We start from the raw sequence: 23,426 nt of genomic DNA on the forward strand, positions 1-23,426 counted from the left end.
TCGGTGCGGGGGTGGGGTGTTGCGGGTTGGGACGGGGGGTTGGGGTTCAGGCCGGGAAGTGGGGATGCGGTGGTGCTCAGCCCGGGGGCAGGGGTGTCAGGAGCGAGTCCAGGTGGGCCTGCCAGGGGCCGGCCGCCCCGGGGGCGACGGGCGGCGCCGGTGCGTCACCCGGCGCCCAGCCGGTCACGACCCGGATGCCGTGCAGGGCGCTGGTGATCCACACCTCGCAGCGGGCGAGGCGGGCGGGACTCACCCTGGTGTGCCGCACCGTGACCCCGAGCCGGGCGGCGCGGTCGAGCAGCAGCCGCCGGGTGATGCCGGGCAGGATCCGGCCGTCGTCCCGGGCGGTGCACAGGTCGCCGCGGTCCCACCACAGCAGGCTGCTGAAGGCTCCCTCGACCGCGTGGCCGTCGCCGTCGACCAGCAGCGCCTCGTCGGCGCCGTGGGCTCTGGCCCGCTTGCGCAGCCTGCCCTGGGCGGCGAAGTCGGGGCCCTTGACCGTGGGACGGGTGCGCGGGTCGACCTCGTCCGCCACCCAGACCCGGGCGGTGTCCCGCAGCGCGGGGGCGGGGCGCAGCCGCAGGGCGAGCCTGGGCGACGGGCCGGCGAGCAGTTCGACCCGGGGGAACCAGGCGCCGACCCGCGGCAGCCTCGCGGTGACGGCAGCCCGGAAGTCGGCGATCTCGCCCCGGTCGACGCCGTGGGAGCCGACCGAGTCCGAGAACCGGTCCCAGTGCATTTCATAACCCCGGACCCGGCCGTCCCGGACAAGCCAGGAATCCGCCACGACCATTCCCTTGTCATTCTCCTCGGCGATGAGGCCGGCACCGGAATTCCATACGAGAAATGACTGGCTGTCGATTTCGGTACGCATGACGGTGACCCTCCTCATTCCGGAAGAGCTCCGGATGCGAACTTCTGTCAGCCATGAAGGTAATGAAGGCGCGAATGATGCAACAGAGCCATGTGCGGGCCGAATTGAGGGGGCCAATCCCGCTGTATACGAAACACCGAGCGCCCCATTGGCCCCTGTCCGATGGACCGTTCTTCTCGGTGCGTGACTGGGCGCGGTGACCCCGTTCGGAGTCACCGCGCCCAGTCATGCACCGCAAGGCCGGTCAGGCCGCGAAGTCCCGGTCTCGTGTCTCCGGCAGCGCCAGTACGCACAGCAGACTGACCAGGCACAGTCCTCCCGCGTAGACACCGAGAACCAGGGGCGACTTCCAGTGGGAGTTCAGCCAGGTCGCGACCAGTGGAGCGAACCCGCCGCCGAGGGTGTTGGCGAGGATGAAGGTCGCCGAGGCCCCCGTGTAGCGCAGCCGGGCCGGGAACAGTTCCGGCAGGAAGGCCGCAATCGGCGCGAACATCAGGATGAACAGCACCAATCCCACGGTGAACGCGCCGGTGATGACCAGCCCGTTGCCGGTCCCCATGGAGCCGAACATGGGCAGCGCCCACACCACGCACCCGATGGCGCCGGTCATGATGACCGGCCGCCGCCCCACTCTGTCGGCCAGCCGGGCGACCGGTACCACCGCGACGGCGGTGACGCCGGCGGCCACGCTGGTGGCGGCCAGCATCGTGTTCTGCGCGATGCCGAGCGCCTTCGGCCCGTACGACAGGCTGTAGACGATCGTCAGGTAGTAGACGGCCGAGCCGCCGGCCGCCGCGCCGATGCCGAGCAGCAGTCGTCCCGGGAACTCCTTGACCAGGGCGCCCAGCGGGAACCGCGGGGCGGCGGGGCGGTCGTCCCCGGGCTCGGCGCGGAAGACGGGTGACTCGCTGACCCTGGTACGCACCCAGAACCCTACGCCGATGAGCAGCGTGCTCAGCAGGAACGGCACCCGCCACGCCCCGTCGGCGAAGCCGTCCCGGCCGGCGATCGCGATCGTGGGAAGGATCACGGCACTCGACAACAGGAAGCCCAGCAGCGCGCCGATCTGGGGGATGGACGCGTACACCGCGCGCCGCCCCGGCGGAGCGTGCTCGGCGGCCAGCAGGACCGCGCCGCCCCACTCACCGCCCATGCTGACGCCCTGCAGCAGCCGCAGGGCCACCAGGATCACGGGCGCGACGATGCCCACGGTCTCGTACGTCGGCAGCAGTCCGACCCCGACCGTGGCGATGCCCATCAGGACCAGCGAGGTCACCAGGGCCCGCTTGCGGCCGAGGCGGTCGCCGATCGTCCCGAACAGCACGACGCCGACGGGGCGGGCGAGGAACGCGGCGGCGAAGGTGAGGAAGGCCGCGAGGGTCGAGCCCGTGGAACTGGTGGACGGGAAGAAGGCGGGGCCCAGGACGAGCGCGGCGGCCGTGCCGTACACGGCGAAGTCGTAGTACTCGATCGTGGTGCCGACGAGGCTGGCGACGGCGACGCGCGAGACGTTCTCCGTGGGCTCGGGCGGCGGGGCTGGGGCTGCGACGGTACCGACCGCGGCGTCGCTGCTGGTCTCGGACATGGAGCGGTTCACCTCCGACAGGCCCGGGTCTCGGAGTGATACGGGCCACAAGGGGGACTGATGCCGTGGACTGTAGGAAGCCCGGCCGTCCGTCGGCGCTCGACTGTGCCGCCTTGTGGAACGCGGCCGATCGCGCGAGGGAGACACGGTCGAGCGGATGCCATATGCATGCTTTTCCTGGTATGCCGCCCGTCTCTCCCTGGGGCGGGTGGGGCGGGCGGCGTACCGTGCGCGGGGTCAGCGGGTGGGGTTCCGGGCCGACACCAGATCGAGCGCGATGTCGACGATCATGTCCTCCTGTCCGCCGACGAGCCCCCGGCGGCCCACCTCCAGGAGCAGTGCGCGGGCATCGACCCCGTAACGAGCGGCGGCGGTCTCCGCATGGCGCAGGAACGAGGAGTACGCGCCCGCGTAGCCGAGCGTGAGGGTCTCCCGGTCGACCTGGACCGGGCGGTCCCGCAACGGCCGTACCAGGTCGTCGGCGGCGTCCTGGAGGGCGAACAGGTCGCAGCCGTGCTTCCAGTCCTGAAGGTTCGCGACCGCGACGAACACCTCGATCGGGCAGTTGCCGGCACCTGCGCCCTGTCCGGCGAGGGACGCGTCGACGCGGGTGACGCCCTCCTCCACGGCGACCACGCTGTTGGCGACCGAGAGGGACAGGTTCTCGTGTGCGTGGATACCGATCTCGGTGGCCGGGTCCAGCACGTCCCGGTAGGCGCGGACCCGCTCGCGCACGCCGTTCATGGTGAGCCGGCCGCCGGAGTCGGTGACGTACACGCAGTGTGCTCCGAACGACTCCATCAGCCGTGCCTGGGCCGCGAGTTCGGCGGCCGGGGCCATATGGCTCATCATCAGGAACCCGGCGACGTCCATGCCGAGGTCACGGGCCTTGGCGATGTGCTGGGCGGCGATGTCGGCCTCGGTGCAGTGGGTGGCGACGCGCACCGAGCGGACGCCGAGGGCGTGGGCGCGTTCCAGCTCGGCAATGGTGCCGATGCCGGGCAGGAGGAGGGTGGTGAGAACGGCGTCGGTCAGGTGTGCCGCCGCCGTCTCGATCCATTCCCAGTCGGTGTGGCTGCCCGGCCCGTAGTTGAGCGAGCCGCCGGCCAGCCCGTCGCCGTGGGCGACCTCGATCGCGTCGACCCCGGCGGCGTCGAGCGCCGCGACGATCCGCCCGACGTCGACGGGGTCGACGCGGTGCCGGACGGCGTGCATGCCGTCCCGCAGGGTGACGTCCTGGATGTACAGCTTGTGCGTCATGGGCGGCCCTCCGGGGGAACGGCGTCGCGCCGGGCGATCGACTCGGCGACCCGCAGGGCGGCCGACGTCATGATGTCGAGGTTTCCGGCGTAGGCGGGCAAGTAGTGCGCGGCGCCCTCGACTTCGAGGAACACCGACACCCGGGTGCGCACCGGACCCGCGCCCGGCGGCACCAGGGTGTGCACCGGTTCGGTGCCGTCCACCGGGGTGAACTGCACCTCCTGCTTGAGGCGGTAGCCGGGGACGTACTGGGCGACACGGCCGACCATGGCCTCGACCGACGCGCGGACGGCCTCGTGGTCGGCGTCTCCGATGAGGCAGAACACCGTGTCCCTCATGATGAGCGGGGGCTCCGCCGGGTTGAGGACGATGATCGCCTTGCCCCGGGCGGCACCGCCGACGGACTCGATGGCGTGGGATGTGGTCTCGGTGAACTCGTCGATGTTGGCACGGGTGCCCGGTCCCGCCGACCGGGAGGCGATGGAGGCGACGATCTCCGCGTAGTGGACCGGGGTCACCGCCGAGACCGCCCCGACCACGGGGATGGTCGCCTGGCCGCCGCACGTCACCATGTTCACGTTCATGGCGTCCGGTTGGGCGTCCCCGTTGACCGGCGGTACGACGAACGGGCCGATCGCGGCAGGGGTGAGGTCGATGAGCCGCTTCTTGTACGGCGCCAGCCGGGCGGCGTTGGCGATGTGGGCCTTGGCCGAGGTCGCGTCGAAGACGATGCCGATGTCCTCGAAACCGGGGAGCGCGATCAGCCCTTCGACACCCTGGTGGGTGGTGGCTATCTTCAGCCGCGCGGCACGGGCGAGTCCGTCGGAGTCCGGGTCGATGCCGACCATGGCACTCATCTCCAGCGTGTCCGACAGGCGCAGGATCTTGATCATCAGGTCGGTGCCGATGTTGCCGGAGCCGATGACGGCCACCTTGGTTCGTTTCACGCGTCCTCCTCCTCGGGCTGGTGACGCTCCTGCGGCCGCGCGGAGAACAGCGCGGTGACCGTGCCCAGCGAGCTGATCTCGGCGCGTATCCGGGCGCCGGGCGACACCGGGACCATCGGGCCCAGAGCGCCCGACAGGACGATCTGCCCGGCCCTCAGCGGAAGGCCGTGCTCCCTGGCCGTGCGGGCCAGCCAGGCCAGCGCGTTCAACGGGTCACCGAGGCAGGCCGCGCCGTCGCCCTCGGAGACCGGCTCGTCGTCGGCGTACATGCGCATGGTGGTCTCGCGCGGCTCGAAGGCGTCCGGCGTGACCCGGTGTTCCCCCAGCACGAACAGGCCGCTGGAGGCGTTGTCCGCGATGGTGTCCGTGAGCCGGATGTCCCAGGCGGCGATCCGGCTGTCGACGATCTCGATCGCCGCGACGGCGTACTCCACGGCGCCCCGGACCCGGGCGGCGTCGAGATCCCCCTCCGCCAGGTCCTCCCCCAGGACGAAGGCGATCTCGGCCTCGGCCTTCGGCTGCGACAGCCGCGCCATGGGGATCTCCGGCTCGGCCGAGACGTCCATGTCGGCGAACAGCATCCCGAAGTCGGGCTGATCCACACCGAGTTGCTTCTGCACGGCCGGGGAGGTGAGCCCGATCTTGCGTCCGACGACGGTCGCGCCCGCGGCCAGCCTGCGGCGCGTCAACTCCTGCTGCACGGCGTAGGCGACGGCGATGTCGTGCTCACCCAGCAGATCCCGCACCGGAGCGACGGGCCGTCCGTCCTCGACCGCGGCCGCCAGTCGTGCGACGGCTCGCTCCACCGCGTACGTGTCGATGGCCATGGTGGTCACCGTCCCTTCGCCGTCGCGACGGCGAAGCCGGCGATCCAGGCGGGGACGGCCTCGTAGAAGCGTGACGCCAGGTCGTAGGGGCCGGTGGCGGCGAGGGAGGCGAAGGCCGCGATCCAGGTGCGGACCTCGTGGGCGGAGTTGCCGCCCTCCTTCGCCATGCCCTCGACGGTCCAGGTGTCGAACGCGGCCAGCTCGCCGTGCTCGACGTGGTCGAGGAACCGGTTGTCCCAGTCCGGGTTGATCGGGATCATCCCGGTCGAGCCAGCGGCGTAGTCGCGGCCTGCCCGGACGACCCGCTGTTCGGCCTTGGCCCGCTGTTCGGGAGTGGGCGGTCGGCCCTCGATCAGGGCGTCGGCGACCCGGGGCGGTGCCCCGTCCAGGACCGGGACGGGCGGGTCGTGGGAGAGGCCGCCGGAGGCCAGGAACAGCACCCTGCGGTCGATCTCGGCCGCGGCCCGTCCGAGGGCGGTGCCGAGCGCCCGGACCCGGCCGACCGGACCGAGCGGAGTGGCCACACCATTGACGAAGACCGGCACCACGGGCACCTTGTCGATCCCGCCGAACAGCACCTCCAGGGGCTGCGCGAACCCGTGGTCGACGGTCATCCGTGCCGAGACCGTCAGATCGACGCCCCGGTCGAGCACGCCGCGGGCCAGCGTCCTCGCCGCGGCGGTGTCGACCGACAGCGGGCCCGCCGACGTTCCGAAGTCACCCACCGCGTGAGCCTCGGTGGCCAGACAGAAGGGCGGCATCTCCTTGTAGAAGAAGCCGTTGTAGTGGTCGGGCGCGTAGAGGACGACCAACTCCGGGTCGTAGGCGCGGATGAACTCCCGTGCCCCCTCGACGGCCCGGTCGACCCGGGCCAGGACCTCGGGGTCCGGGTCGTTCCTGCCGATGAGGGGTGAGTGGGACAGCCCGACGGCTGCTGCGGTCATGGTGCTTCCTTACTGCTGCGAGGTGCTGGGGCGGGCCGGGCCCGGTGGATGGACGACGAGCTTTCCGGTGAGGCCGCCGTCGATCATGAGCTGGAGGCCCTTGTGGATCTCGGCGAGAGGAAGTGCCCGGTCGATGACCGGCCGGACACCGGTGGCCTCCATCAGCCGCAGCATCGCGACCAGTTCGACGCGGGTGCAGCCGGTGGAGCCGAGGATGCGCTGCTGGAGGTAGAAGATCCGGCCGAGGTCGGCGGGCGGGTTCATACCGCTGGTCGCCCCGGCGATGACGACCGTGCCGCCCGGGCGGAGCGACTTCAGCGAGTGCGACCAGGTCGCCTCGCCGACCGTCTCGATCACCACGTCCACCCGCTCGGGCAGCCGCTCGCCCGTGGCCACGGCGGCACGGGCCCCCCACGACACGGCCTCGGCACGCTTGTCCGCGCTCCGGCTGGTGGCGTACACGACGGCCCCCGCGGCCACCGCGAGCCTGATGGCCGCGGAGGCGACGCCGCCGCCCGCGCCCTGGACGAGCACCCGGTCACCGGCGGTGATCCGGGCCTGGGTGAACAGCATGCGGTAGGCGGTGGTCCAGGCGACGGGCAGACAGGCGGCCTCGTCGAACGAGAGCCAGTCCGGCTTCGGGACCAGGTTGCGGGCGGGAACGGTCAGATACTCCGCGAACGCTCCGTCGTGCCGCTCGGAGAGCAGCGCGCGACCGGGGTCGAGCGTCTCGTCGCCCCGGCCCGCGTCCGGGTCGCCGATCACCGGGTGGACGATGACCTCGTTGCCGTCCTCGTCGTAACCGGCCGCGTCGCACCCGAGGATGACGGGCAGCCGGTCGGGAGGATGTCCTACTCCTCTCAGCGTCCACACGTCGTGCATGTTGAGCGAGGAGGCGACGACGCGGACACGTGACCAGCCCGGACGCGGAGTCGGTTCAGGGACGTCGCGCAGCACCAGCCCCGACAGCGGGTCGGCGGCGCTCTGGGAGATTGCGGTAGCGGCAAGCACGCGGCCACGGTCGCCCCGACCGGCCGAACCGGCCTAGCCCGTGTGCCGCTGTGCAGCACGGGTTCCGTGTACGCACCAGCGATGTGTGTGCGCACGCCACAGCCGCGCCGCGGGCCGGGTCGGTCCCGGCTCGCGGCGCGGCTGTGGCGCGGCTGTGGCGTGGCTGACGGTGTGGTGGGCCCGCTCGGCCGGCCCTTTCAGTGAGGCATGTCGTCGAGGGCGGTGGACAGCCCGGCGAGCTCGGGCGGCTCGGCGGCGAACAGGACCACGGAGCCGTGGGGCAGGTCCGCCTCGGTGATCCTGCGGAACCCTCCCGCCGCCAGGACGCGCTGGGCGTGGCCGTCGTCCTCGTCCGGCGCGGCGACGACCCGGCGGCAGCGGGCGTCGGCGGCGAAGAGCGCGGGGACGAGGACACGCAGCAGGTCCGCGCCTGCCTCCTCGGGCACACGCCCCGCGCGGTCGGCACGGTCGCCGTGATCGGTTTCGTCGTCACCGTGATCGGTTTCGTCGTCACCGTCGCCGAGCCATACGACCACGTCGTGCGCGCCGTAGGGATAGCAGGCCCGCACCGGGTGGTGCGGGACCCCTTGGACATGGACGAGCAACTCCGCGCGCCCGCCTCCACCCCCGTCTGCGCCCCCGCCCCCGCCTCTGCCTCTGCCTCCGCCTCCGGAACGGTCCGTTCCGTCGCAGGAGGCCGCATAGCCGCGCGCGGCCGACCGGCGTACCCCGAGCGGCTCGTCGGACGTGCCGGCGAGCGGCCGCAGGGACCAGCCGTCGCCGATGACGGTCCGCCGCGCGGTGTCGGGAGGTGTGACCACGACTCGTACTCCCCGCACGGTGTTCAGGCCGTCGCCGTGCTGGGCGCGTTCCGCCGCGCCGTCACCCACCGGCGCAGCTCGATCTTGTCCAGCTTGCCGCTGGCGTTGCGGGGCAGCCGGTCGATGACCAGGACGTCGGTGGGGAGCTTGTAGCGGGCCAGATGCCGGTCCGCGAACGCCCGCACCTCCTCCACCGTGGGCTCGGCACCGGACGCGCAGCTCAGGACGGCGAGGACGGTCTCGCCCCACTTGGCGTCCGGTACCCCGACGACGGCGGCCTCCAGGACACCCGGGAGCTCGGCGAGTACGCGCTCCACCTCGGCGGGGTACACGTTCTCCCCGCCGGTGATGATCATGTCTTTGAGGCGGTCCACGATGTAGTAGAAGCCGTCCTTGTCCCGGTAGGCGATGTCCCCGGTGTGGAACCAGCCCATGTCGTCGAAGGCGCCCCGGGTGGCGTCCGGGTTGTCCCAGTAGCCGGGGGTCACGTTGGGGCCGCGTACGCAGATCTCGCCCCGGGTGTCCGGCTCCTCGATCCCGGTCCCCGTGCCCGGGTGCGTCAACCGGATCTCGGTGTACGGCATCGCGACACCGGCCGAGCCGGCCTTCTCGGGGAGCAGCCGGGCAGGCAGATAGGTGGCGAACGGGGCCGTCTCGGTCAGTCCCCAGGCCTGCTGGAGCGACAGGCTTGCCTCGCCGTAGTCCCGGATCAGCTGCGGTGGTACGGGAGCGCCCGCGACGATCGCGGACCGCAGGGCGCCGAGGTCGGCGTCGGCGAAGCCGGGCACCCGGGCGAGGGCCGCGTACATGGCGGGGACCGCGAAGAAGGTGTTCACTCGATGCTCGACGAGGTCCCGCAGGCACTGAGCGGGCTCGAAGGCCCGGCGCAGCACCACGGTGCCGCCGCGCACCAGGGTGCGCAACGTGAAGGCGTTGAGGCCGCCGATGTGGAACAACGGGGCGAGGGCCAGGTTCACGTCGTCGCAGCGGGTGTCCACGACGGCGTCGACGTTGACGGCGTTCCACCAGAGGTTGCCGTGGGTGAGCATGACGCCCTTGGGCCGGCCGGTGGTGCCGGAGGTGTACATCAGGGCCGCGAGGTCGTCGTCGTACAGCGCCACCGGTTCCCGTACGGGGCGGTGCGGGCCGCGCAGCGCGGACAGCGGTGTCCAGGCGGGCGCGGGTGTCCGCGTCGCCGGGCATGCGGGGTCGGTGTCGACGAGCAGGCGGGTGCGGGCGGGGATGTCGTGCAGGATCGACTCCACCAGTTCGCGGTGGCCCTCCTCGACGACGACGGTGTGGGCGCCGCAGTCGTTGAGGATGTGGCGGACCTCGTCGGCCGCGAGGCGGAAGTTGAGGGGGACGAAGACCGCGCCGAGACGGGCCGCGGCGAACAGCGTCTCCAGGAAGGTCACGCTGTTGAGGCCCAGGTAGGCGATCCGGTCGCCCCGGCGCAGTCCGTGCTCGGACAGTCCGGCGGCGAACTCCGCCACCGTGGCGCCGAGTTCCACCGCCGTGATCTCACGGTTCTCGTAGACGACGGCGGGGGACCTGGCGTGCTGGGCTCTGCGGTGCAGCGCGGCGGCGGGACTGATGTCGACGGCGGCCATGACGGCGGCTCCTTCAATGGCTGTCGGGCGAGACGTTCATACGTGGGGGGCACAGCCCCGCGCCGCCTGCGGGAGCGCGGAAACCACGGACGGCGATGCCTCCGTCGGCGGGGATCACGGCACCGGTGATGGTGCCGCTGTCGGTGCGGGAGGCCAGCAGGACGTACGGACCGGTGAAGTCCTCGGGTTCCACACTGGAGTCGTACAACGGGATCAGCGGCGGCGGTTTCTCACCGGAGAGGGCCTGGGCCTCCTCGTTCCTGGCGAAGGACGCGGCGAGCGTGCGGTGGTGCAGGCCGAGGCTCTCGGGGCCGCGCAGTTGGGTGCGCATGCCTCCTACGGCGACCCCGTTGACGCGGACTCTCGGCGCCAGTTCGAAGGCGAACTGACGCAGCAGGCCGAGGCAGGCGTGCTTGCTGGCGGTGTAGAGGGAGCCGCCGCCGTCGGTGTGCAGGGAGGCGTTGGACAGGGTCATCACGATGCTGCCGCGGGTGGCGACCAGCTCCCGCCAGGCGGCCTCCACGGCCAGCGCGTACCCCTTGACGTTGATCGCGAAGATCTCGTCGAAGGCCTCGGCCAGTTCCTTGCCCGACAGACGGGTCACGCTGCGGTGGTAGTCCCAGATGCCGGCGTTCGGGACCAGGATGTCGAGCCTGCCCAGCCGTTCGACGGTGGTCTCCACGGCCCGGTGCAGATCGTCCGGGCTCCGTACGTCGCCGGTGAGGGGCAGTACCCGGTCGCCCAGCTCGCCGGCGGCGCGCACCACCTCTTCCAGCTGCGCGGCCGTACGGCCGAGGATGGCGACGCGAGCGCCCTCGGCGAGGTAGCGCAGGGCGACGGCGCGGCCGATGCCGGAGCCCCCGCCGGTGATCAGTGCGACCTCGTTCTCCAGCCAGCCGCTGCCCATGGTCAGGCCCCCTCGATGAAGTCGGTGACCAGACGTTCGAACTCGGCCCGGCGCTCCAGCTGCACCCAGTGGCCGCAGCCGCCGAACACATGCAGCCGGACGTCACGGATCTGCTTGAGCATCAGCTGTGCACCGTCCAGGGTGATGGTGCGGTCGTCGCGGCCCCAGAGCAGCAGGGTGGGGGCCGTGATCTCGTGGACGCGCTGCCAGAGCGGGTCCATGCCGTGCCGCTTGGCGAAGGCCGCGTTGTAGGCGTGGTAGAAGGCTGTGTGGGACTCGTCGAGCGAGGCCTCGTAGCGGGCCTGGGCGGTGTCCGCCCAGCGTTTGGGCTCGGCGGTCATCACCCCGATGAAGTCCCGCATCTTCTTCAGTGTCGGGCCCTCGCCGTGGTAGTAGCGGAACATGGCCTTCTGCCCCTCGGTCGGGGTGGGTCCGAAGGGCAGCCAGCCGCCGCCGGGGGCCATCAGCACCAACTTCTCCACCCGCTCGGGGACTTCGAGCGCGGTGGCGAGGGCGGCGGCGCCGCCGAGGCTGTTGCCGAGCAGGTGGAAGCGGTCGATGCCGAGGGCGTCCAGGGTCTGCAGCAGCGCGTCGACGGTGATCTCGGTGATGCTGCGGGCGTCGAGATCCGCCTCGGTGGGCCGGTAGCTGCCGCCGAAGCCCGGCTGGTCGGGCAGGACCACGCGGAAGCGGGAGGCGAGGGCGGGCAGGTTCTGGTGGTAGTTGGCGACGGCGCTCGCGCCGGGACCGCCGCCGTGCAGCATCACCAGCACCGGCCCCTCGCCGGTCTCGCTGACCCTGACGGGCCCGAGCGTGGTCCCCACGGTCTGCTCGACGAGCTTCGGCTCTTGGGTCTGGTCTGTGGTCACGGGAGATCTCCTGAGGGGTCGTTCACCCGGCCGTTCCTCCGTCGGGCCGACCGGGACGCGCCCGTCCGACCGCTGGTCGTCCGGTCGGAGGAACGGTCAGAGGAAAGTGCTGATGTTCTTGGCGAGCAGGACGTTCTGGTCGAGCAGGATCGTGCGGCGGGCGATCAGCAGCCGCCCGTCGCCCGGGGCGCGGCGCAGCAGGTCGGTACGGCCGCCCGCGTAGAGGTCGACCTCGCGTTCGAGGCGGTTGCGGTAGCAGAGGAAGGCCGACTCGGCGAGGTACTCCCCCGGCTCCTCGGCGGCCCGGACCATGACGTTGGTGATCAGGTGCCGGGATCGGGACGGCGGGTCCTCGGCCCAGGCCATGCCCGAGTCGAACCGGCGGATCCGCCAGGCCAGACTCGCCCTGGTCTCGTCGAAGATCGCCACCTCGCCGGGTGTCCCGTCGGCCAGCGCCTGCTGTCGCCGCAGCCGGTTGGTGCGTACCGGCGCCCAGTAGTGCAGATCCTCCGTGAACAGCTCCAGCCAGTCCGCGTAGCGGTGCTGGTCGAGCAGCTGCGCCTCCTGGGCGTACAGCCGCTGCACCTCGAAGTGCAGCCGGACATCGGCATCGGACACCGGCTCCGTCCCGGCGACCGCTGGCTCGGGTGCGTGGATGCTCATCGATGGTTCCTCCTACGAGACCTGCTGCTTGCAGGCATTCCAGCGCGGCGGACCGGGTCCGGGGAGCGCGTGTGCCACGGGGCGGCACGGCCGCGTGGGCGGCCGGGCGAACGGCCCCGGGTCAGCGTGTGAGCAGGGTCCGCAGGTCGGTGTGCTCGTCGGTCAGTTCCGCGGCGGACAGCGGGATCGCTCGGTCGATGAGACGCCGGGCGGCCTTGATGTCGCGGGAACGGTCGAGGGCGGCGGCCGCGACCAGACGGTCGCCGCGCAGACCGAAGGCCGTGAAGGCACCGCCGGCGGGGTCGCCGCGCAGGACGTGCCGCCCCGCGTCCGCCATGGTGCCGACCGCCTCCAGGCGCGAGCCGTACCGGTCGGACCAGAACCAGGGCGCTCCCCTGTCCGGCACCGGACGGTCCAGGATGCCCAGGGCCGCGGCCTCACCGTCCCGTTGGGCCGCCTCCCAGTGTTCGTGCCGCACCCGGTGGCCGTCGGGGCGGGCCACGTCGCCGACGGCGAAGACGTGGGGGTGGGACGTGCGCTGTCCGGGGTGGACGACGACGCCGTTGTCGACGCGCAGCCCGGCCGTCTCGGCCGTGTCGGTGGCCGGGCGGATTCCGATGCCGGCCACCAGGACGTCCGCGGCCAGGGTGCCGCCGTGCCCGGTGAGACCCACGCGCAGCCCCAGGGGGCTCCGTTCGACGTGTGCGACCCCGGCGGTGAGCACCTCGACGCCCTCGGCGGTGTGCCTGCGGTGCAGCGCGCCCGCGATGTCGCCGCCGACCGCCGCGGCCAGCGGTACCGGCACCGGATCGACGAGGGTGACCCGGCAGCCCAGGGCGACGGCGACGGCGGCGGTCTCGGCGCCGATCAGGCCGGCACCGACGACGATCACCCGGGCACCGGGCAGCAGCCGTTCCCGGAGGCGGTCGGCGTCCTCCCAGGTCCGCAGCTGATGGACCGCCGGGTCGTCGCCCCCGGGCACCGGCAGCGGGCGCGGTGTGCCTCCCGTGGCCAGCACGATCCGGTCGGCCTCGACGATCGTGCCGTCGGCCAGTTCCACTCCGCCCGCGCGGGGCCGGATCGCCCGGACCCGGGTGCCGTCACGGAGCTGGACGCGCTGCTCCTCGTACCACCCTTCGGGCCGCAGCAGGACGTCCGCGCGCCGGGCCTTGCCGAGCAGGACGTCCTTGCTGAGCGGCGGCCGGTCGTACGGCAGGCCGTGCTCGGCGCCGTACAGGACCACGTGCCCGTCGTACCCCTGGGCGCGCAGCGCGTCACAGGTGGAGACGGCGGCCGGGCCCGTGCCGACGACGGCGATCCGCCGGGGCGGGGGCGGCGGGGCGCTCATGCGCCGACCTCCGCGGCGGTCCGGCCCGGGTGGAGCCAGACGGCGCCGTCGCGGACCTCGACGTGGTGGGTGCGCACGGCGAGGGTGGCGGGCATGCACTGCGGTTCGCCCGACTTCAGACAGAAGCGGGCGCTGTGCAGCGGGCACTCGACCTCGCCGTCCTCGATCCATCCCTCGGACAGGGACGCCCGGCCGTGCGAACAGGTGTCGTCGAGGGCGAAGTAGGCTCCGCCCTCGTGGAACACGGCGATGGCTTCGCCGTGACCGGTGGTCTCGGCCGGCACCTTCAGCGCCTCGCCGTCCTCGATGTCGCCGACAGCGGCGACGCGCACGGCGGTGCCGTTCGCGTTCGTGCTCATCAGGTGTCGTCCTTCTCGTGCCAGGCGGGCGTGTTCATCAGGTCGCGCCAGCGCGTGTACATGGTCCGGGCGGCGCCGTCGGTGTAGAGGCGGCCGGTGGTGCCCGGATGGACACCGTCCTCGGTCTCCAGCCCCAAGCCCATCTGGTAGTTGAGGGTCATGGAACCGGAGACGAACCCATGGGCCGTGGCCTGGCATTCGCTCCAGTTCTCGCCGTCGTCCTGCTCGAAGATCCCGGTGGGTCCGAACGTGCGCAGGTTGTACAACCGTTGGGCGTTCTTCACCTCGTCGGGCATGGACCTGTCGACGAGCGTCCAGGCCCAGACCTCCATCCGGTCCGGGCCCTTGGGGTGCCAGACCCGGATGGAGCCGTTGACCGGGAGGTAGGAGAAGTTGGGGAAGACGGTGGCGTGCCCGGTGGTCATCGGTCCTTCCACCCGGGCGTCGCCGAGCCGCTCGCGCAGCGCCTCGTAGTCGTAGTGGGCGTGCACGATCCGGTCGTCGAAGCGGCTCTTGGGGTGGGTCGGGAAGCCGTGCCCGTGGCCGAGCGGATCGGTGTACTGGCGTCCCGGAGTCTGCACGATCTCCGCCTTGGGCCCCTTGCCGGTCGGCGACATGACCATCAGCGCGGAGGCGTGCGAGATGTTGACGTGGTACCAGTCGGAGGCGAACTGCTCCGCCGCCAGCTTCCAGTTGCCCTCCAACACCCACTTGTGCACGCCGCCGACGGCTTCGGTGCCTTCCGGATCGCGGTCCAGCATCGCGTCCATGTACCAGGTCATCCCGCCCAGCGCCTCGACGAGCGGCGGTGCCTCGGGGTTCCAGGTGGCGAACACGAGGCCCTTGTACGTGTCGAGCCGCGCGACCTCGACCAGTCCCCACCGGTCCTGCTCGAAGTGGTCCGGATAGTCCTCCCGGTTGGGTACGTTGACGAGCTTGCCCGACATGTCGTACGACCAGCCGTGGTAGCTGCAGGTGAACGCCTTGGCCGCGCCGGCGTCGGCCCGGCAGACCCGCATCCCGCGATGCCGGCAGGCGTTGAGGAACGCCCGCAGTTTCCGGTCCCGGCCCATCGCGACGATGACCGGGTCCTCGCCCATGTAGGTGGTGAAGAAGTCGCCGGGCCGCTCGAACTGGCTCTCATGGGCGAGGAACAGCCAGCTGGGCGCGAAGACCCTGCGCAACTCCTGCTGGTACAGGGCCTGGTCACTGAAGATCGTGCGGTCGATCAGCCCGTGGTCGAGGTCGAAGTACGCGCTCACGTCGACAGAGGCGCGCGGCACCCCGGTCACACGCTCTCCGTGCCGTACCGGCGGAGCGGTCATCGCTGGATCTCCTCGGCGCGGGCCTGGGCGAGGTCCGGGCGAACGAACGGCGCGCGTGCGCGTCCGGCAGCGGACGAGGGCGCGGCGGCAAGGTCTGGCGGAAGTACCGCGCGATCACGGTGGAGCACGGGTACCGGGGCGGATCCCAGGCGTCCGGGTCGTGCGCGTGAGACCGGCACGCCACCCGGCTCCCCGGGTCGCGCCGCGCTGTGGTGTCGAGGCACGCGGGGTGCTGAGCGGAGTGTCGGCACGGCGGTTTCGAGTCGGTGCATGCGCTCAGAAGACGACGGACGCGAGGAACGGGCACAGCCCACGTGCCGCGATGTGGCACACCGACAACCGATGTCAACGCACTGTCCCCGGCCGTTTACAACGCGCAAGGGGACCTCTACATTGGACGCGCGTCCATCATGATGGCTGCATCCGCACAGTTCCGGGAGCCCGCCATGTCACTTTCCTCCCCCACACCCCACCTCGCCGAGGGCTCGCTCTCCGAGCCCCCACCCGCAGACCCTGCACGTCCCCAGGCGCGGACGGCCGCGCCGGATCAGCGGACCGCGGTGGACAAGGCACTCGTCCTGCTCAAGTCGCTCGCCGAACAGGACCGGGAGATCGGCGTGAGCGAGTTGGCCCGCCGTACCCGTCTCACCAAGTCGACGGCGTTCCGGCTGCTGGGCATCCTCCAGCGCAACGACCTCGTCGAACGGGTCGGCAGCGACTACCGCCTGGGAGCCCAGCTCTTCGACATCGGTACCCGGGTGTACGGCCCCACCTCCCTGCTGCTGCGCGAGTCGCTCCTGCCCCATCTCGCGGACCTGTACGTACTGACCCAGGAGACCGTTCACCTCGCGGTGCTGCACGATACGGACATCGTGTACGTCAACAAGATCCACGGGCACCGCGCCACCCGCTCCCCCTCACGTATCGGCGCCCGGCTGCCCGCCTATTGCACCGCCGTCGGCAAGGCGCTGCTGGCCTTCGACCACGACGCCATGGAGGCGGCCATCGCGGCGGGACTGCCGAGGCTCACCGAGCACACGATCACCGACCCCGATGTCTTCCGCGCCGAACTGCAGCGCATCCGGCGGGACGGCATCGCCTACGACCACCAGGAGGCCACCCTCGGCCTGACCTGCGTCGCCGTCCCTGTCATGGGACCCGCGGGCCGACCGGTCGCGGCTCTCTCCGTCGCCGGGGCCGATCACCGGTTCGACCGGGCCCGCTTCGCCCCCGCCTTACGCCGCGTGGCCTACGAGGCGGCGCGGGCGATCAACTCGGCCGCGAGGGCCCAGCGGCACGCGGCGTCGAGCCAGGGTGACGCGCCCGCCCTCTGATCCGGCCGGCACACGGCTCAGGGCTCGTCGCCGCCGTGGGTCCGCTGCGTTTTCGTGCCCGCCGTGCCCGGTTGCACTCGCGGCACGCTCACCACGATGTGCACCAGGCTCTCCCCGTCCAGGGACTGGTACACATGCGGCCGGTCACCCGGGTAGCGCACGAAGTCCCCGGCGTCCAACTCCACCGGACTCTCGGCCGGGCCCACGCGCACCCGCCCGCTGATCACATACAGATGCTCCAGCGTGCCCACCGGGTGCGGCTCGATCGGCCTCCTCGTGCCGTCCCGGTCGGGGCCCACGCGCACCAGGTAGTTCTCGATGACACCCGACCCGTACACATGGTCCAGGGCTCGCGTCTCCAACCCCTCGTGCTCCTTCCAGACCACGTCGGCCCCGTGCTGGACGGTCATCACCTGCTCGCGCTCGGCCACGAGCCTGGTGACCGGCACCCCCAGAGCCGTCGCGATCGAGAACAGCGTGTCCACGGTGGGATTGCCCGTGCCCTGTTCCAGATTGGACAACGTCTGCTTGGCGAGGCCCGCCTCCCGGGCCAACCTGGCCAGGGACAGACCTCGCTGCTCTCTGAGAAGGCGCACATTGCGCGCGACGACGGCATTTCCTGCGGACACCACACCACTGTAAGCGGGCTTCGGCCCTGCTCAGCTCGTCCTGTGCCGAACTTCGGCTCGTCGGCGTGACTTTGGATCGCCGAGGCCGGGACGAGGGCCGGAGGGCCGTCGAGGATGCCGGACCGCCGGCGCGGACGCTGGAGCCGGTTGCGTGCGAGCCGCTTCGAGCCGGTCGGCGGTCGGCTCGCGCGCGGCAAGGGAGACGTGGATGTGCCGCCACGGCTGCCCGTGCGCGGTTGGCGCGCGGTTGGCGCGCGGTGAGAGGGTGGTGGGCGCGCGGGCGTCGGCACGGCCTGGCTCGGAAGCCGGGCCGCACCGCGCTCGGTTCCGCCGCCGACACCGTCCCGAGCGGTGTCCGTCGGCAGTCACGACCGGGCGTGTCCGCGTCGGCCCGAGGTGCGTTCGGGGCGGTCCGGAGTGCGTGATGCCGCGCCGGGTTTCCCGGCGGTCACGCCCCGGCCGAGGCGTTCATGCTCACGGACGGACCACGGGGGCGCCGGGCTCCTCCGGGACGACGTGCGGGCTCGGCGGGGCGTCGGTCGGCTCGACGGGTCCGGGAAGTGCCGAGCCGAGCCAGCCCAGCAGGAAGCCGACCGGAACCGCAACGAGCGCCGGGTTGCGGAAAGGGAACACCGAGAAGTCCAGCTGCGGCAGCAGTGCGGTCGCACTTCCGGAAACCTGAGGAGACAGACCCACCAGCACCACGGAGGTGAGCAGACCGCCGTAGATGCTCCACGTCGCGCCCCGGGTGGTGAAGCTCTTCCACAGCATGCTGTACAGCAGAGCGGGAACGATCGCCGACGCGGCCACGGCGAACGCCAGTCCGATGAGGAACGAGACGTTGAGGCTGCGCGCGAACACGGCCAGCAGCGTGGCGGTGGTACCGACCGCCACGGCCGCCACGCGCGCGACGACCAGCTCCTGCTGCCCGGACGCCGTCCCATGCGTGAGGAAGGCGCCGTAGATGTCATGGGCCAGCGAGGTCGCGGCGGCGAGCGTGACGCCCGCGACGACGGCCAGGACGGTGGCGAAGGTCAGACAGGCGACGAACGTGAGCAGGAGCGAGCCACCGATGTGCGCCGCGAGGAGGAGCACCGCTGTGTTGCCGGACGGGCTGTCGCTCGCGATGACCTGTGTGCCGACGAGTGCCGCGCTCCCGAAGCCGAGCACGAGGGCGGCGAGATAGAAGACGACCGTCAGCACTGCCGCGTACTGGACCGACCGACGGGCCGCGCTGGGCGTGGGTACGGTACTGATCCGCATCAGCAGATGCGGCAGACCGGCGGCTCCGATCAGCAGGGCCAGCTGCTCGCTCAGGGAGTCCAGTTGCGTCGATCCACCGCCGAAGCGGAGCCCCGGGCTCAGGAAAGCGTCGCCGTGGCCGCTGCCCTTGGCGGCCGAGCTCAGCAGGGCGCCCGGATCGAAGTCGAACCTGGCCAGGACCAGCACCGCCAGGGCGACACCGCCACCCACGAGCAGAACCGCCTTGACCGTCTGGACCAGCGTGGCCGCGCGCATCCCTCCCAGGACCACGTAGAGGACCATGAGCGCGCCGAGACCGGCCGACACGGCCCCTTCCATGCCCCGTCCGGCCGAGCCCAGGATGCCCACCGTGAGCGCGCTCGCGCCGACGAGTTGGGCGATCAGGTACAGCAGGCAGACGACGAGAGTCGCGACACCCGCCGCCAGATGCACCGGCCGGGACCGCAGACGCCGCGCGAGGCGGTCACCGATGGTGAACTCGGTGGTGCTGTGGTAGCGCTCCGCCACGAGGAGGAGGATGACGATCCATGAGACGGCCGGCCCCAGCACGGAGAGCGTGCCGTCGTAGCCGGTCAGCGCGATCAGGCCGGGGCTGCCCAGCAGGGCGGCCGCGGACATCACGTCCCCGAACAGGGCGACTCCGTTGTGGGCGGGCTTCAGAAGGCCGTCGCTGACGTAGAACTCCGACACCGTCCCCCGTTGGGGTCCGGCCCACATCACCAGGAACAGGGCGCAGACGAGGAAGACGAAGAAGACCGGCAGATCGGCTGTGACATAGGTACCGGTCATGGCTGGTGCTCCAGTCGCTCGTCGGGCGTCACCGGGCTCTCGACGAGCGGGTCGATCGTGGTGCGGCAGTACCAGGCGTACCACTGAACCCATGTCACGACGGCGGCGAGCTGGACCAGACCGAGGAGGAGGCCCACGTTCAACAGGCCCACGACGCGCGTGGCCATGATGGTGGCGGCTGTCTCTCCCAGGCAGCTGATCAGCAGGTACAGCCCGATGACGGGCGCGGCCACCAGGAACGCGCGACGGCGCGCGCGCCGTACGGTGCGGTCCACACCCACCGTTCGGAAGGCTTCGGCCAGGGTGACGCCCGAGCACCAGGGCAGGGAGCGGTCGTAGGGGTGGCGGTGAGCCAGGTGGGAGGCGATGTTCAGCGCCCATTCCCGCCGCTCCTGGACGACCGTCACGGCCTGCCCCACGCTCAGCGACTGCCGATACCAGACGCACAGGTCCGCCACGCTGCCGTACGACCGGTGGCATTCATGGATCGCCCGGCTCAACTCCTCCTCGGAATGCAAGTGTTCGTGGTCGAGATGGCTGAGGTACAGGAGGACGGCGACGAGCGGGTCCTGTAAGGAATCCTGGGGCTGCGGAGTTTGTGGTGGCCGGGGGGTCGGCTGTGGCCGGCGAGGATCCTGGGGATGCCTCTTGCGCAGGTTCATGAGCGGCTCTTCGTGTGGTTGGGTGTGGGGATGCGGGGCGCCCCACATCACACAGCAATCGCCCGACCCCTCACAGCTCGTGTGCCGCCTCACGGCACATGGACTTGCTGCGAGGAGATAGGGGCAGATCGTGGGTCCGCCCCTCGCGGGCACGGTCGCCGGAGCGCGTCGACGACCGGACGCGGCGTCGGCCGACCGCGGCGACGACCTGGCTCGCGTCCACCACGCCCTCGTCCATGATCTCCCCGCCCAGGGCATGGGTCCGCGCCACATCGCAATCCCCGGCGACAGCCAGCTGTACGCCCGGGTCCGGGCGCGCGAGGCGGTGGTCCCGCTCCACTACGGCGCCCCGAAAGCAGCGGCCGGGCTCGCGGACACCCGCCGTGCCCGGGAGAGCCGGCGGCGCGCCTTGGAGCCGTCCACTCCGACCAGCACCATGACGCGCACTCTGCTGAGCATCGACGGCGCCGCCTGCTCCCACCATGAACAGCGCGATCAGTGCCCGCTGATGCGGCGGGAGCTTGCAGCGGCGGTCACCCTCACAGGTGACGACGAGCATGGTGACCCACACAACCACCTAATGCGGCAGGTCGCGTGCGGCAGGGCTTCTGTCTCCGGCTGCGGAGGGTGTGCGACCGTCCCGGTAGTTCATTGGATCAGGTCGGTGTGCGGATGCTCGGGGGAGGTCGGGCAGATGTAGATCTGCATGTTGTCGGTGCTGCCGACTTCGACCTTGGTCGGCTGCGAGGGGCCCTGGCCACAGCAATGACCGGTGGTGTTGGCGGCGGAGGCGGCGGCCTGTTCTTCGTGAGGTGCCCAGCTGTGTCCCTCACCGCCGTCCCATTCGTAGGAGGCGATGGTCAGCAGCGGGACCATCCGTACCTCACAGACGGAGCAGTACCGGGGGTTGGGATCGGTGCGGCCCCATGGAGGCCAGCCGCCGACCTTCCAGCCGGGCGCGTCTGCCAGATGCACGTCATAGAAGTCCCGCGGACAGTCCGCGTGCTCGGAGCCGTCCATGTCGACGCCGGCTGCCTGCCATCTGCTCAAGTCCTCCACCATCAGCCGCATCTGCGGGTTCAGGTCGAGGCTGTTGGGGTACTCGGTGATCGCTTCCGGTGCCAGCACGCACGGTTCCGGCAGATAGCCCTCCCAGTTGACCTCGTACGGCTCGGGCGGTGTGGCGAGGATGTCGCCAACCTCGGCGGCGGACCGCCAGAACAGTGCGGTCGACGGTTTGTGATCCGGATCGTGGTCGTAGGGGCACCAGAGGACCTGGAGCAGGTCGGCCTGTCCGGGCGGCCGCAGCAGGGGAATGTCGCGCAGGTACAGCTGGGCCACGGGCAGCATGGGGACCGGACAGTCCGCGGGCGGGGGGCCGGCGTCGAGCCGCTCCGCGAGCCTCGCGGCGTTCTGTGCCTTGACCGCCGCCTCCTCGGGCGTTGTCCCACGGCCATTGTGATCACGGTGCCACCGGGCCCGCATGCGTCTCTTGAGCCGCACGTCGGCCGGTGACTGACGGAACCCGCTGTCCACGTGCAGGTGCGAGGTCTCGCAGTGCGGCCACGGCTCCTCGGCCGGCCACAGCAACGGCCCCCCGACCGAGCTCTCCCCGACCGAAGGCGACCCGGGACGCGGATGCAGCCGAAGCGCAGGACGCGCCAACGGCGCCAGCTCGGGAAAGACCGCGGCCACGTCCACGGGCCGCGGCGGAGTAGTACGTACGAAAACCATGTGGATGATCCTGCCACCAGCCACCGACAACCCCCTGGCCCCCTCAACCAGCTTCGGTGACAACGGTGTTCAGCAGATCAAGTCCAACGCATGCACCCCGGCCAGAGCGACAGCCGGCCCGCCGACGTGACCACCAGCACACGACGGTGGAGAGGCCGGGGGGCAGGCCGTTCCGGCCGGTGGTCGGCCCGACCGCGCGATTTTGACGTGACAGCCGCCATGCCTTTCACGGTGGCGATCGGCTCGCGAAGAGGGAGGTTGAGTTTGTCCCCCCTATAAACGCAGCCTTCCTCACGGGTGCAGCGGGTTGTTCTCTGGGAGACGTACCCCGATCACAACCCCACGGAGATGAACCTTGAGTACGCGAGGAGCAACCCTCCACGCTCCGGCTGAGGCGGTACGGGATGAAGACGGTCGGCCCCCGTCCGCCCGTCTTCCGCTGGTCGTCCACGTGCTCGCACTGGGCACGTTCCTGATGGGCACCACGGAGTTCGTCGTGGCCGGCCTGCTGCCCGAGATCGCGGGAGACCTGCAGGTCAGCGTCGCCCAGACCGGACTTCTGATCACCGTCTTCGCCGTCGGGATGATCGTCGGCGCGCCGCTGATGGCGATGCTCACGCTGCGGTTGCCCACCCGACGGACCCTGATGCTCGCCCTGGCCGTGTTCGCCCTCGGGCATGTGATCGTCGCCGTCGGCTCCAGCTTCACGCTGTTGCTGGCGGCACGGTTCCTGACGGCGATCGCCACGGGGGCGTTCTGGGCCGTGGCCAACGTGGCCGCCACCCGTGCCGCCGGCCCTGCCGCCGGCGCCCGCGCCCTGGGCCTGGTCGGGGCGGGAGCCATGCTCGCCAACGTCGTCGGCGTGCCTCTGGGCGCGTTCGCCGGACAGCTCATGGGCTGGCGCGGACCCTTCTGGGCCCTGGCTGCTCTGTCCGCCGCGGCCGTCCCGCTGATCGCCCGCACCGTCCCGCGAGGTGGCCCGGCCGCCCAGCAGGCGGGATCGATCCGCTCCGAGCTGACCGTGCTGCGCTCGGGCCGCCTGTGGCTCGTGCTGGCCGCCTGCGCCACCACGACCGGCGGCGTCCTGGCCGCGTACTCCTACATCGCACCGCTGCTGACCGACCGGGCCGGGCTCGCCGCCGGGCTGGTGCCGCTGGTCCTCGTCGGCTTCGGCCTCGGCGCCCTCGCCGGTTCGCTGGTCGGGGGCAGGCTGGGCGACCGCCGCCCGCACCTGGTGACCGTCGTCGCCGCCGCGGGCGCCATGCTCCTGCTCCTGGCGATCGTTCTGTCGGCCGGCTCCGCCCCCGCCACCATCGTCCTGGTCACTCTGCTGGGCTTCTTCGGCCTCGGCGCCAACCCGGTCCTGATGGCCCTGGCCGTCCGTTACGCCGGCCAGGCCCCCACCCTGGCCTCGGCCCTGACCGTCTCGGCGTTCAACCTCGGCACCGCCATCGGCTCCTGGTTCGCCGGCCTCGCCCTGGAGCGCGCCGGCACCACCGGCCCCACCGTGGTCGGCGCCGCCATCGCCGCCCTGACCCTGATCCCCACCGTCACCCTCGCTCTGCGACCGCACCACCGTGCCGGTTCACCCGGCACCACCGTCCGGTATGCGGCCCCCGCCCCTGCCGACCAGGCTTGAACCGTCACGCCCGCTCTGACCGGCAC

At 71.6% G+C, this 23,426-nt stretch carries 22 protein-coding genes and 1 pseudogene; 2 read left to right on the plus strand and 21 right to left on the minus strand.

Annotated features, from left to right (window positions below):
* Positions 1 to 76: 76 nt before the first annotated feature.
* The 15 genes from PYR72_RS01285 to PYR72_RS01355 all read right to left on the minus strand — a co-directional run bounded on the left by PYR72_RS01285 (position 77) and on the right by PYR72_RS01355 (position 15,350).
* The gene (locus PYR72_RS01285; protein ID WP_275453403.1) at positions 77 to 874 is read right to left on the minus strand and encodes an aminotransferase class IV; all 798 of its coding nucleotides are present in this window, start codon (positions 872 to 874) and stop codon (positions 77 to 79) included.
* A gap of 244 nt (positions 875 to 1,118) precedes the next feature.
* Positions 1,119 to 2,459, minus strand: a complete 1,341-nt coding sequence (locus tag PYR72_RS01290; RefSeq protein WP_275453404.1) for an MFS transporter — start codon at positions 2,457 to 2,459, stop codon at positions 1,119 to 1,121.
* A gap of 237 nt (positions 2,460 to 2,696) precedes the next feature.
* Positions 2,697 to 3,719, minus strand: a complete 1,023-nt coding sequence (gene dmpG, locus PYR72_RS01295; protein ID WP_275453405.1) for a 4-hydroxy-2-oxovalerate aldolase — start codon at positions 3,717 to 3,719, stop codon at positions 2,697 to 2,699.
* Entirely contained in the window at positions 3,716 to 4,666 is a 951-nt protein-coding gene (locus PYR72_RS01300; protein WP_275453406.1) for an acetaldehyde dehydrogenase (acetylating), read from the minus strand. The genes dmpG and PYR72_RS01300 overlap by 4 nt, the downstream gene beginning before the upstream one ends.
* Positions 4,663 to 5,493 (minus strand): fumarylacetoacetate hydrolase family protein, encoded by an 831-nt coding sequence (locus PYR72_RS01305; protein WP_275453407.1) that lies wholly within the window; start codon positions 5,491 to 5,493, stop codon positions 4,663 to 4,665. The genes PYR72_RS01300 and PYR72_RS01305 overlap by 4 nt, the downstream gene beginning before the upstream one ends.
* Before the next feature lie 5 nt (positions 5,494 to 5,498).
* On the minus strand, positions 5,499 to 6,437 hold the full coding sequence (locus PYR72_RS01310; protein WP_275453408.1) for a 3-carboxyethylcatechol 2,3-dioxygenase: 939 nt from the start codon (positions 6,435 to 6,437) through the stop codon (positions 5,499 to 5,501).
* 9 nt (positions 6,438 to 6,446) lie between these two features.
* Positions 6,447 to 7,448 (minus strand): zinc-binding dehydrogenase, encoded by a 1,002-nt coding sequence (locus PYR72_RS01315; protein WP_275453409.1) that lies wholly within the window; start codon positions 7,446 to 7,448, stop codon positions 6,447 to 6,449.
* A 197-nt stretch (positions 7,449 to 7,645) separates the two neighbouring features.
* Positions 7,646 to 8,269: a hypothetical protein gene (locus PYR72_RS01320; RefSeq protein WP_275453410.1), complete on the minus strand. Its 624-nt coding sequence runs from the start codon at positions 8,267 to 8,269 to the stop codon at positions 7,646 to 7,648.
* Positions 8,270 to 8,292: 23 nt separating this feature from the next.
* Complete coding sequence (locus PYR72_RS01325) at positions 8,293 to 9,879, minus strand: long-chain fatty acid--CoA ligase (protein WP_275453411.1); 1,587 nt, start codon at positions 9,877 to 9,879, stop codon at positions 8,293 to 8,295.
* A gap of 13 nt (positions 9,880 to 9,892) precedes the next feature.
* On the minus strand, positions 9,893 to 10,786 hold the full coding sequence (locus tag PYR72_RS01330) for an SDR family NAD(P)-dependent oxidoreductase (RefSeq protein ID WP_275453412.1): 894 nt from the start codon (positions 10,784 to 10,786) through the stop codon (positions 9,893 to 9,895).
* Positions 10,787 to 10,788: 2 nt separating this feature from the next.
* Positions 10,789 to 11,655: an alpha/beta fold hydrolase gene (locus tag PYR72_RS01335; protein WP_275453413.1), complete on the minus strand. Its 867-nt coding sequence runs from the start codon at positions 11,653 to 11,655 to the stop codon at positions 10,789 to 10,791.
* A gap of 96 nt (positions 11,656 to 11,751) precedes the next feature.
* Positions 11,752 to 12,318, minus strand: a complete 567-nt coding sequence (locus PYR72_RS01340) for a 3-phenylpropionate/cinnamic acid dioxygenase subunit beta (protein ID WP_275453414.1) — start codon at positions 12,316 to 12,318, stop codon at positions 11,752 to 11,754.
* Positions 12,319 to 12,439: 121 nt separating this feature from the next.
* Positions 12,440 to 13,666 (minus strand): FAD-dependent oxidoreductase, encoded by a 1,227-nt coding sequence (locus PYR72_RS01345; RefSeq protein WP_275453415.1) that lies wholly within the window; start codon positions 13,664 to 13,666, stop codon positions 12,440 to 12,442.
* Positions 13,663 to 14,025 (minus strand): bifunctional 3-phenylpropionate/cinnamic acid dioxygenase ferredoxin subunit, encoded by a 363-nt coding sequence (locus tag PYR72_RS01350; protein ID WP_275453416.1) that lies wholly within the window; start codon positions 14,023 to 14,025, stop codon positions 13,663 to 13,665. The genes PYR72_RS01345 and PYR72_RS01350 overlap by 4 nt, the downstream gene beginning before the upstream one ends.
* Positions 14,025 to 15,350, minus strand: coding sequence for an aromatic ring-hydroxylating dioxygenase subunit alpha (locus tag PYR72_RS01355; RefSeq protein ID WP_275453417.1), 1,326 nt, complete (start codon positions 15,348 to 15,350; stop codon positions 14,025 to 14,027). The genes PYR72_RS01350 and PYR72_RS01355 overlap by 1 nt, the downstream gene beginning before the upstream one ends.
* 446 nt (positions 15,351 to 15,796) lie before the next feature.
* Here PYR72_RS01355 and PYR72_RS01360 point away from each other — a divergent pair, with 446 nt between their 5' ends.
* Positions 15,797 to 16,684: an IclR family transcriptional regulator gene (locus tag PYR72_RS01360; protein WP_275453418.1), complete on the plus strand. Its 888-nt coding sequence runs from the start codon at positions 15,797 to 15,799 to the stop codon at positions 16,682 to 16,684.
* A gap of 17 nt (positions 16,685 to 16,701) precedes the next feature.
* On the opposite strand, the gene PYR72_RS01365 is transcribed toward PYR72_RS01360, so the two are convergent.
* The 6 genes and pseudogenes from PYR72_RS01365 to PYR72_RS01390 all read right to left on the minus strand — a co-directional run bounded on the left by PYR72_RS01365 (position 16,702) and on the right by PYR72_RS01390 (position 21,761).
* Positions 16,702 to 17,313, minus strand: coding sequence for an XRE family transcriptional regulator (locus tag PYR72_RS01365; RefSeq protein ID WP_275453419.1), 612 nt, complete (start codon positions 17,311 to 17,313; stop codon positions 16,702 to 16,704).
* A 474-nt stretch (positions 17,314 to 17,787) separates the two neighbouring features.
* Positions 17,788 to 19,365, minus strand: coding sequence for a cation acetate symporter (locus tag PYR72_RS01370; protein WP_275453420.1), 1,578 nt, complete (start codon positions 19,363 to 19,365; stop codon positions 17,788 to 17,790).
* Positions 19,362 to 20,027, minus strand: a complete 666-nt coding sequence (locus tag PYR72_RS01375; RefSeq protein ID WP_275453421.1) for a DUF485 domain-containing protein — start codon at positions 20,025 to 20,027, stop codon at positions 19,362 to 19,364. Before PYR72_RS01375 ends, PYR72_RS01370 begins: the two co-directional genes overlap by 4 nt.
* Positions 20,028 to 20,097: 70 nt before the next feature.
* On the minus strand, positions 20,098 to 20,298 hold the full coding sequence (locus PYR72_RS01380; RefSeq protein ID WP_275460675.1) for a hypothetical protein: 201 nt from the start codon (positions 20,296 to 20,298) through the stop codon (positions 20,098 to 20,100).
* A 216-nt stretch (positions 20,299 to 20,514) separates the two neighbouring features.
* Positions 20,515 to 20,604, minus strand: a pseudogene (locus PYR72_RS01385) (IS5/IS1182 family transposase); the annotation flags it as partial.
* Positions 20,605 to 20,675: 71 nt separating this feature from the next.
* Entirely contained in the window at positions 20,676 to 21,761 is a 1,086-nt protein-coding gene (locus PYR72_RS01390; RefSeq protein ID WP_275453422.1) for a hypothetical protein, read from the minus strand.
* Between the two features lie 451 nt (positions 21,762 to 22,212).
* Between PYR72_RS01390 and PYR72_RS01395 the strand changes: the two genes are divergently transcribed.
* Positions 22,213 to 23,400, plus strand: coding sequence for an MFS transporter (locus tag PYR72_RS01395; protein ID WP_275453423.1), 1,188 nt, complete (start codon positions 22,213 to 22,215; stop codon positions 23,398 to 23,400).
* Positions 23,401 to 23,426: the final 26 nt, after the last annotated feature.

It is taken from the genome of Streptomyces sp. VNUA24 (genome assembly GCF_029167005.1).
Taxonomy (GTDB): domain Bacteria; phylum Actinomycetota; class Actinomycetes; order Streptomycetales; family Streptomycetaceae; genus Streptomyces; species Streptomyces scabiei.

Coding starts and splice junctions, on each gene's coding strand:
- PYR72_RS01340 (WP_275453414.1), bottom strand. CDS start 12,318: ATGAGCATCCACGCACCCGAGCCAGCGGTCGCCGGGACGGAGCCGGTG.
- PYR72_RS01350 (WP_275453416.1), bottom strand. CDS start 14,025: ATGAGCACGAACGCGAACGGCACCGCCGTGCGCGTCGCCGCTGTCGGC.
- dmpG (WP_275453405.1), bottom strand. CDS start 3,719: ATGACGCACAAGCTGTACATCCAGGACGTCACCCTGCGGGACGGCATG.
- PYR72_RS01305 (WP_275453407.1), bottom strand. CDS start 5,493: ATGGCCATCGACACGTACGCGGTGGAGCGAGCCGTCGCACGACTGGCG.
- PYR72_RS01285 (WP_275453403.1), bottom strand. CDS start 874: ATGCGTACCGAAATCGACAGCCAGTCATTTCTCGTATGGAATTCCGGT.
- PYR72_RS01330 (WP_275453412.1), bottom strand. CDS start 10,786: ATGGGCAGCGGCTGGCTGGAGAACGAGGTCGCACTGATCACCGGCGGG.
- PYR72_RS01355 (WP_275453417.1), bottom strand. CDS start 15,350: ATGACCGCTCCGCCGGTACGGCACGGAGAGCGTGTGACCGGGGTGCCG.
- PYR72_RS01345 (WP_275453415.1), bottom strand. CDS start 13,666: ATGAGCGCCCCGCCGCCCCCGCCCCGGCGGATCGCCGTCGTCGGCACG.
- PYR72_RS01375 (WP_275453421.1), bottom strand. CDS start 20,027: ATGAACCTGCGCAAGAGGCATCCCCAGGATCCTCGCCGGCCACAGCCG.
- PYR72_RS01290 (WP_275453404.1), bottom strand. CDS start 2,459: ATGTCCGAGACCAGCAGCGACGCCGCGGTCGGTACCGTCGCAGCCCCA.
- PYR72_RS01310 (WP_275453408.1), bottom strand. CDS start 6,437: ATGACCGCAGCAGCCGTCGGGCTGTCCCACTCACCCCTCATCGGCAGG.
- PYR72_RS01360 (WP_275453418.1), top strand. CDS start 15,797: ATGTCACTTTCCTCCCCCACACCCCACCTCGCCGAGGGCTCGCTCTCC.
- PYR72_RS01390 (WP_275453422.1), bottom strand. CDS start 21,761: ATGGTTTTCGTACGTACTACTCCGCCGCGGCCCGTGGACGTGGCCGCG.
- PYR72_RS01370 (WP_275453420.1), bottom strand. CDS start 19,365: ATGACCGGTACCTATGTCACAGCCGATCTGCCGGTCTTCTTCGTCTTC.
- PYR72_RS01325 (WP_275453411.1), bottom strand. CDS start 9,879: ATGGCCGCCGTCGACATCAGTCCCGCCGCCGCGCTGCACCGCAGAGCC.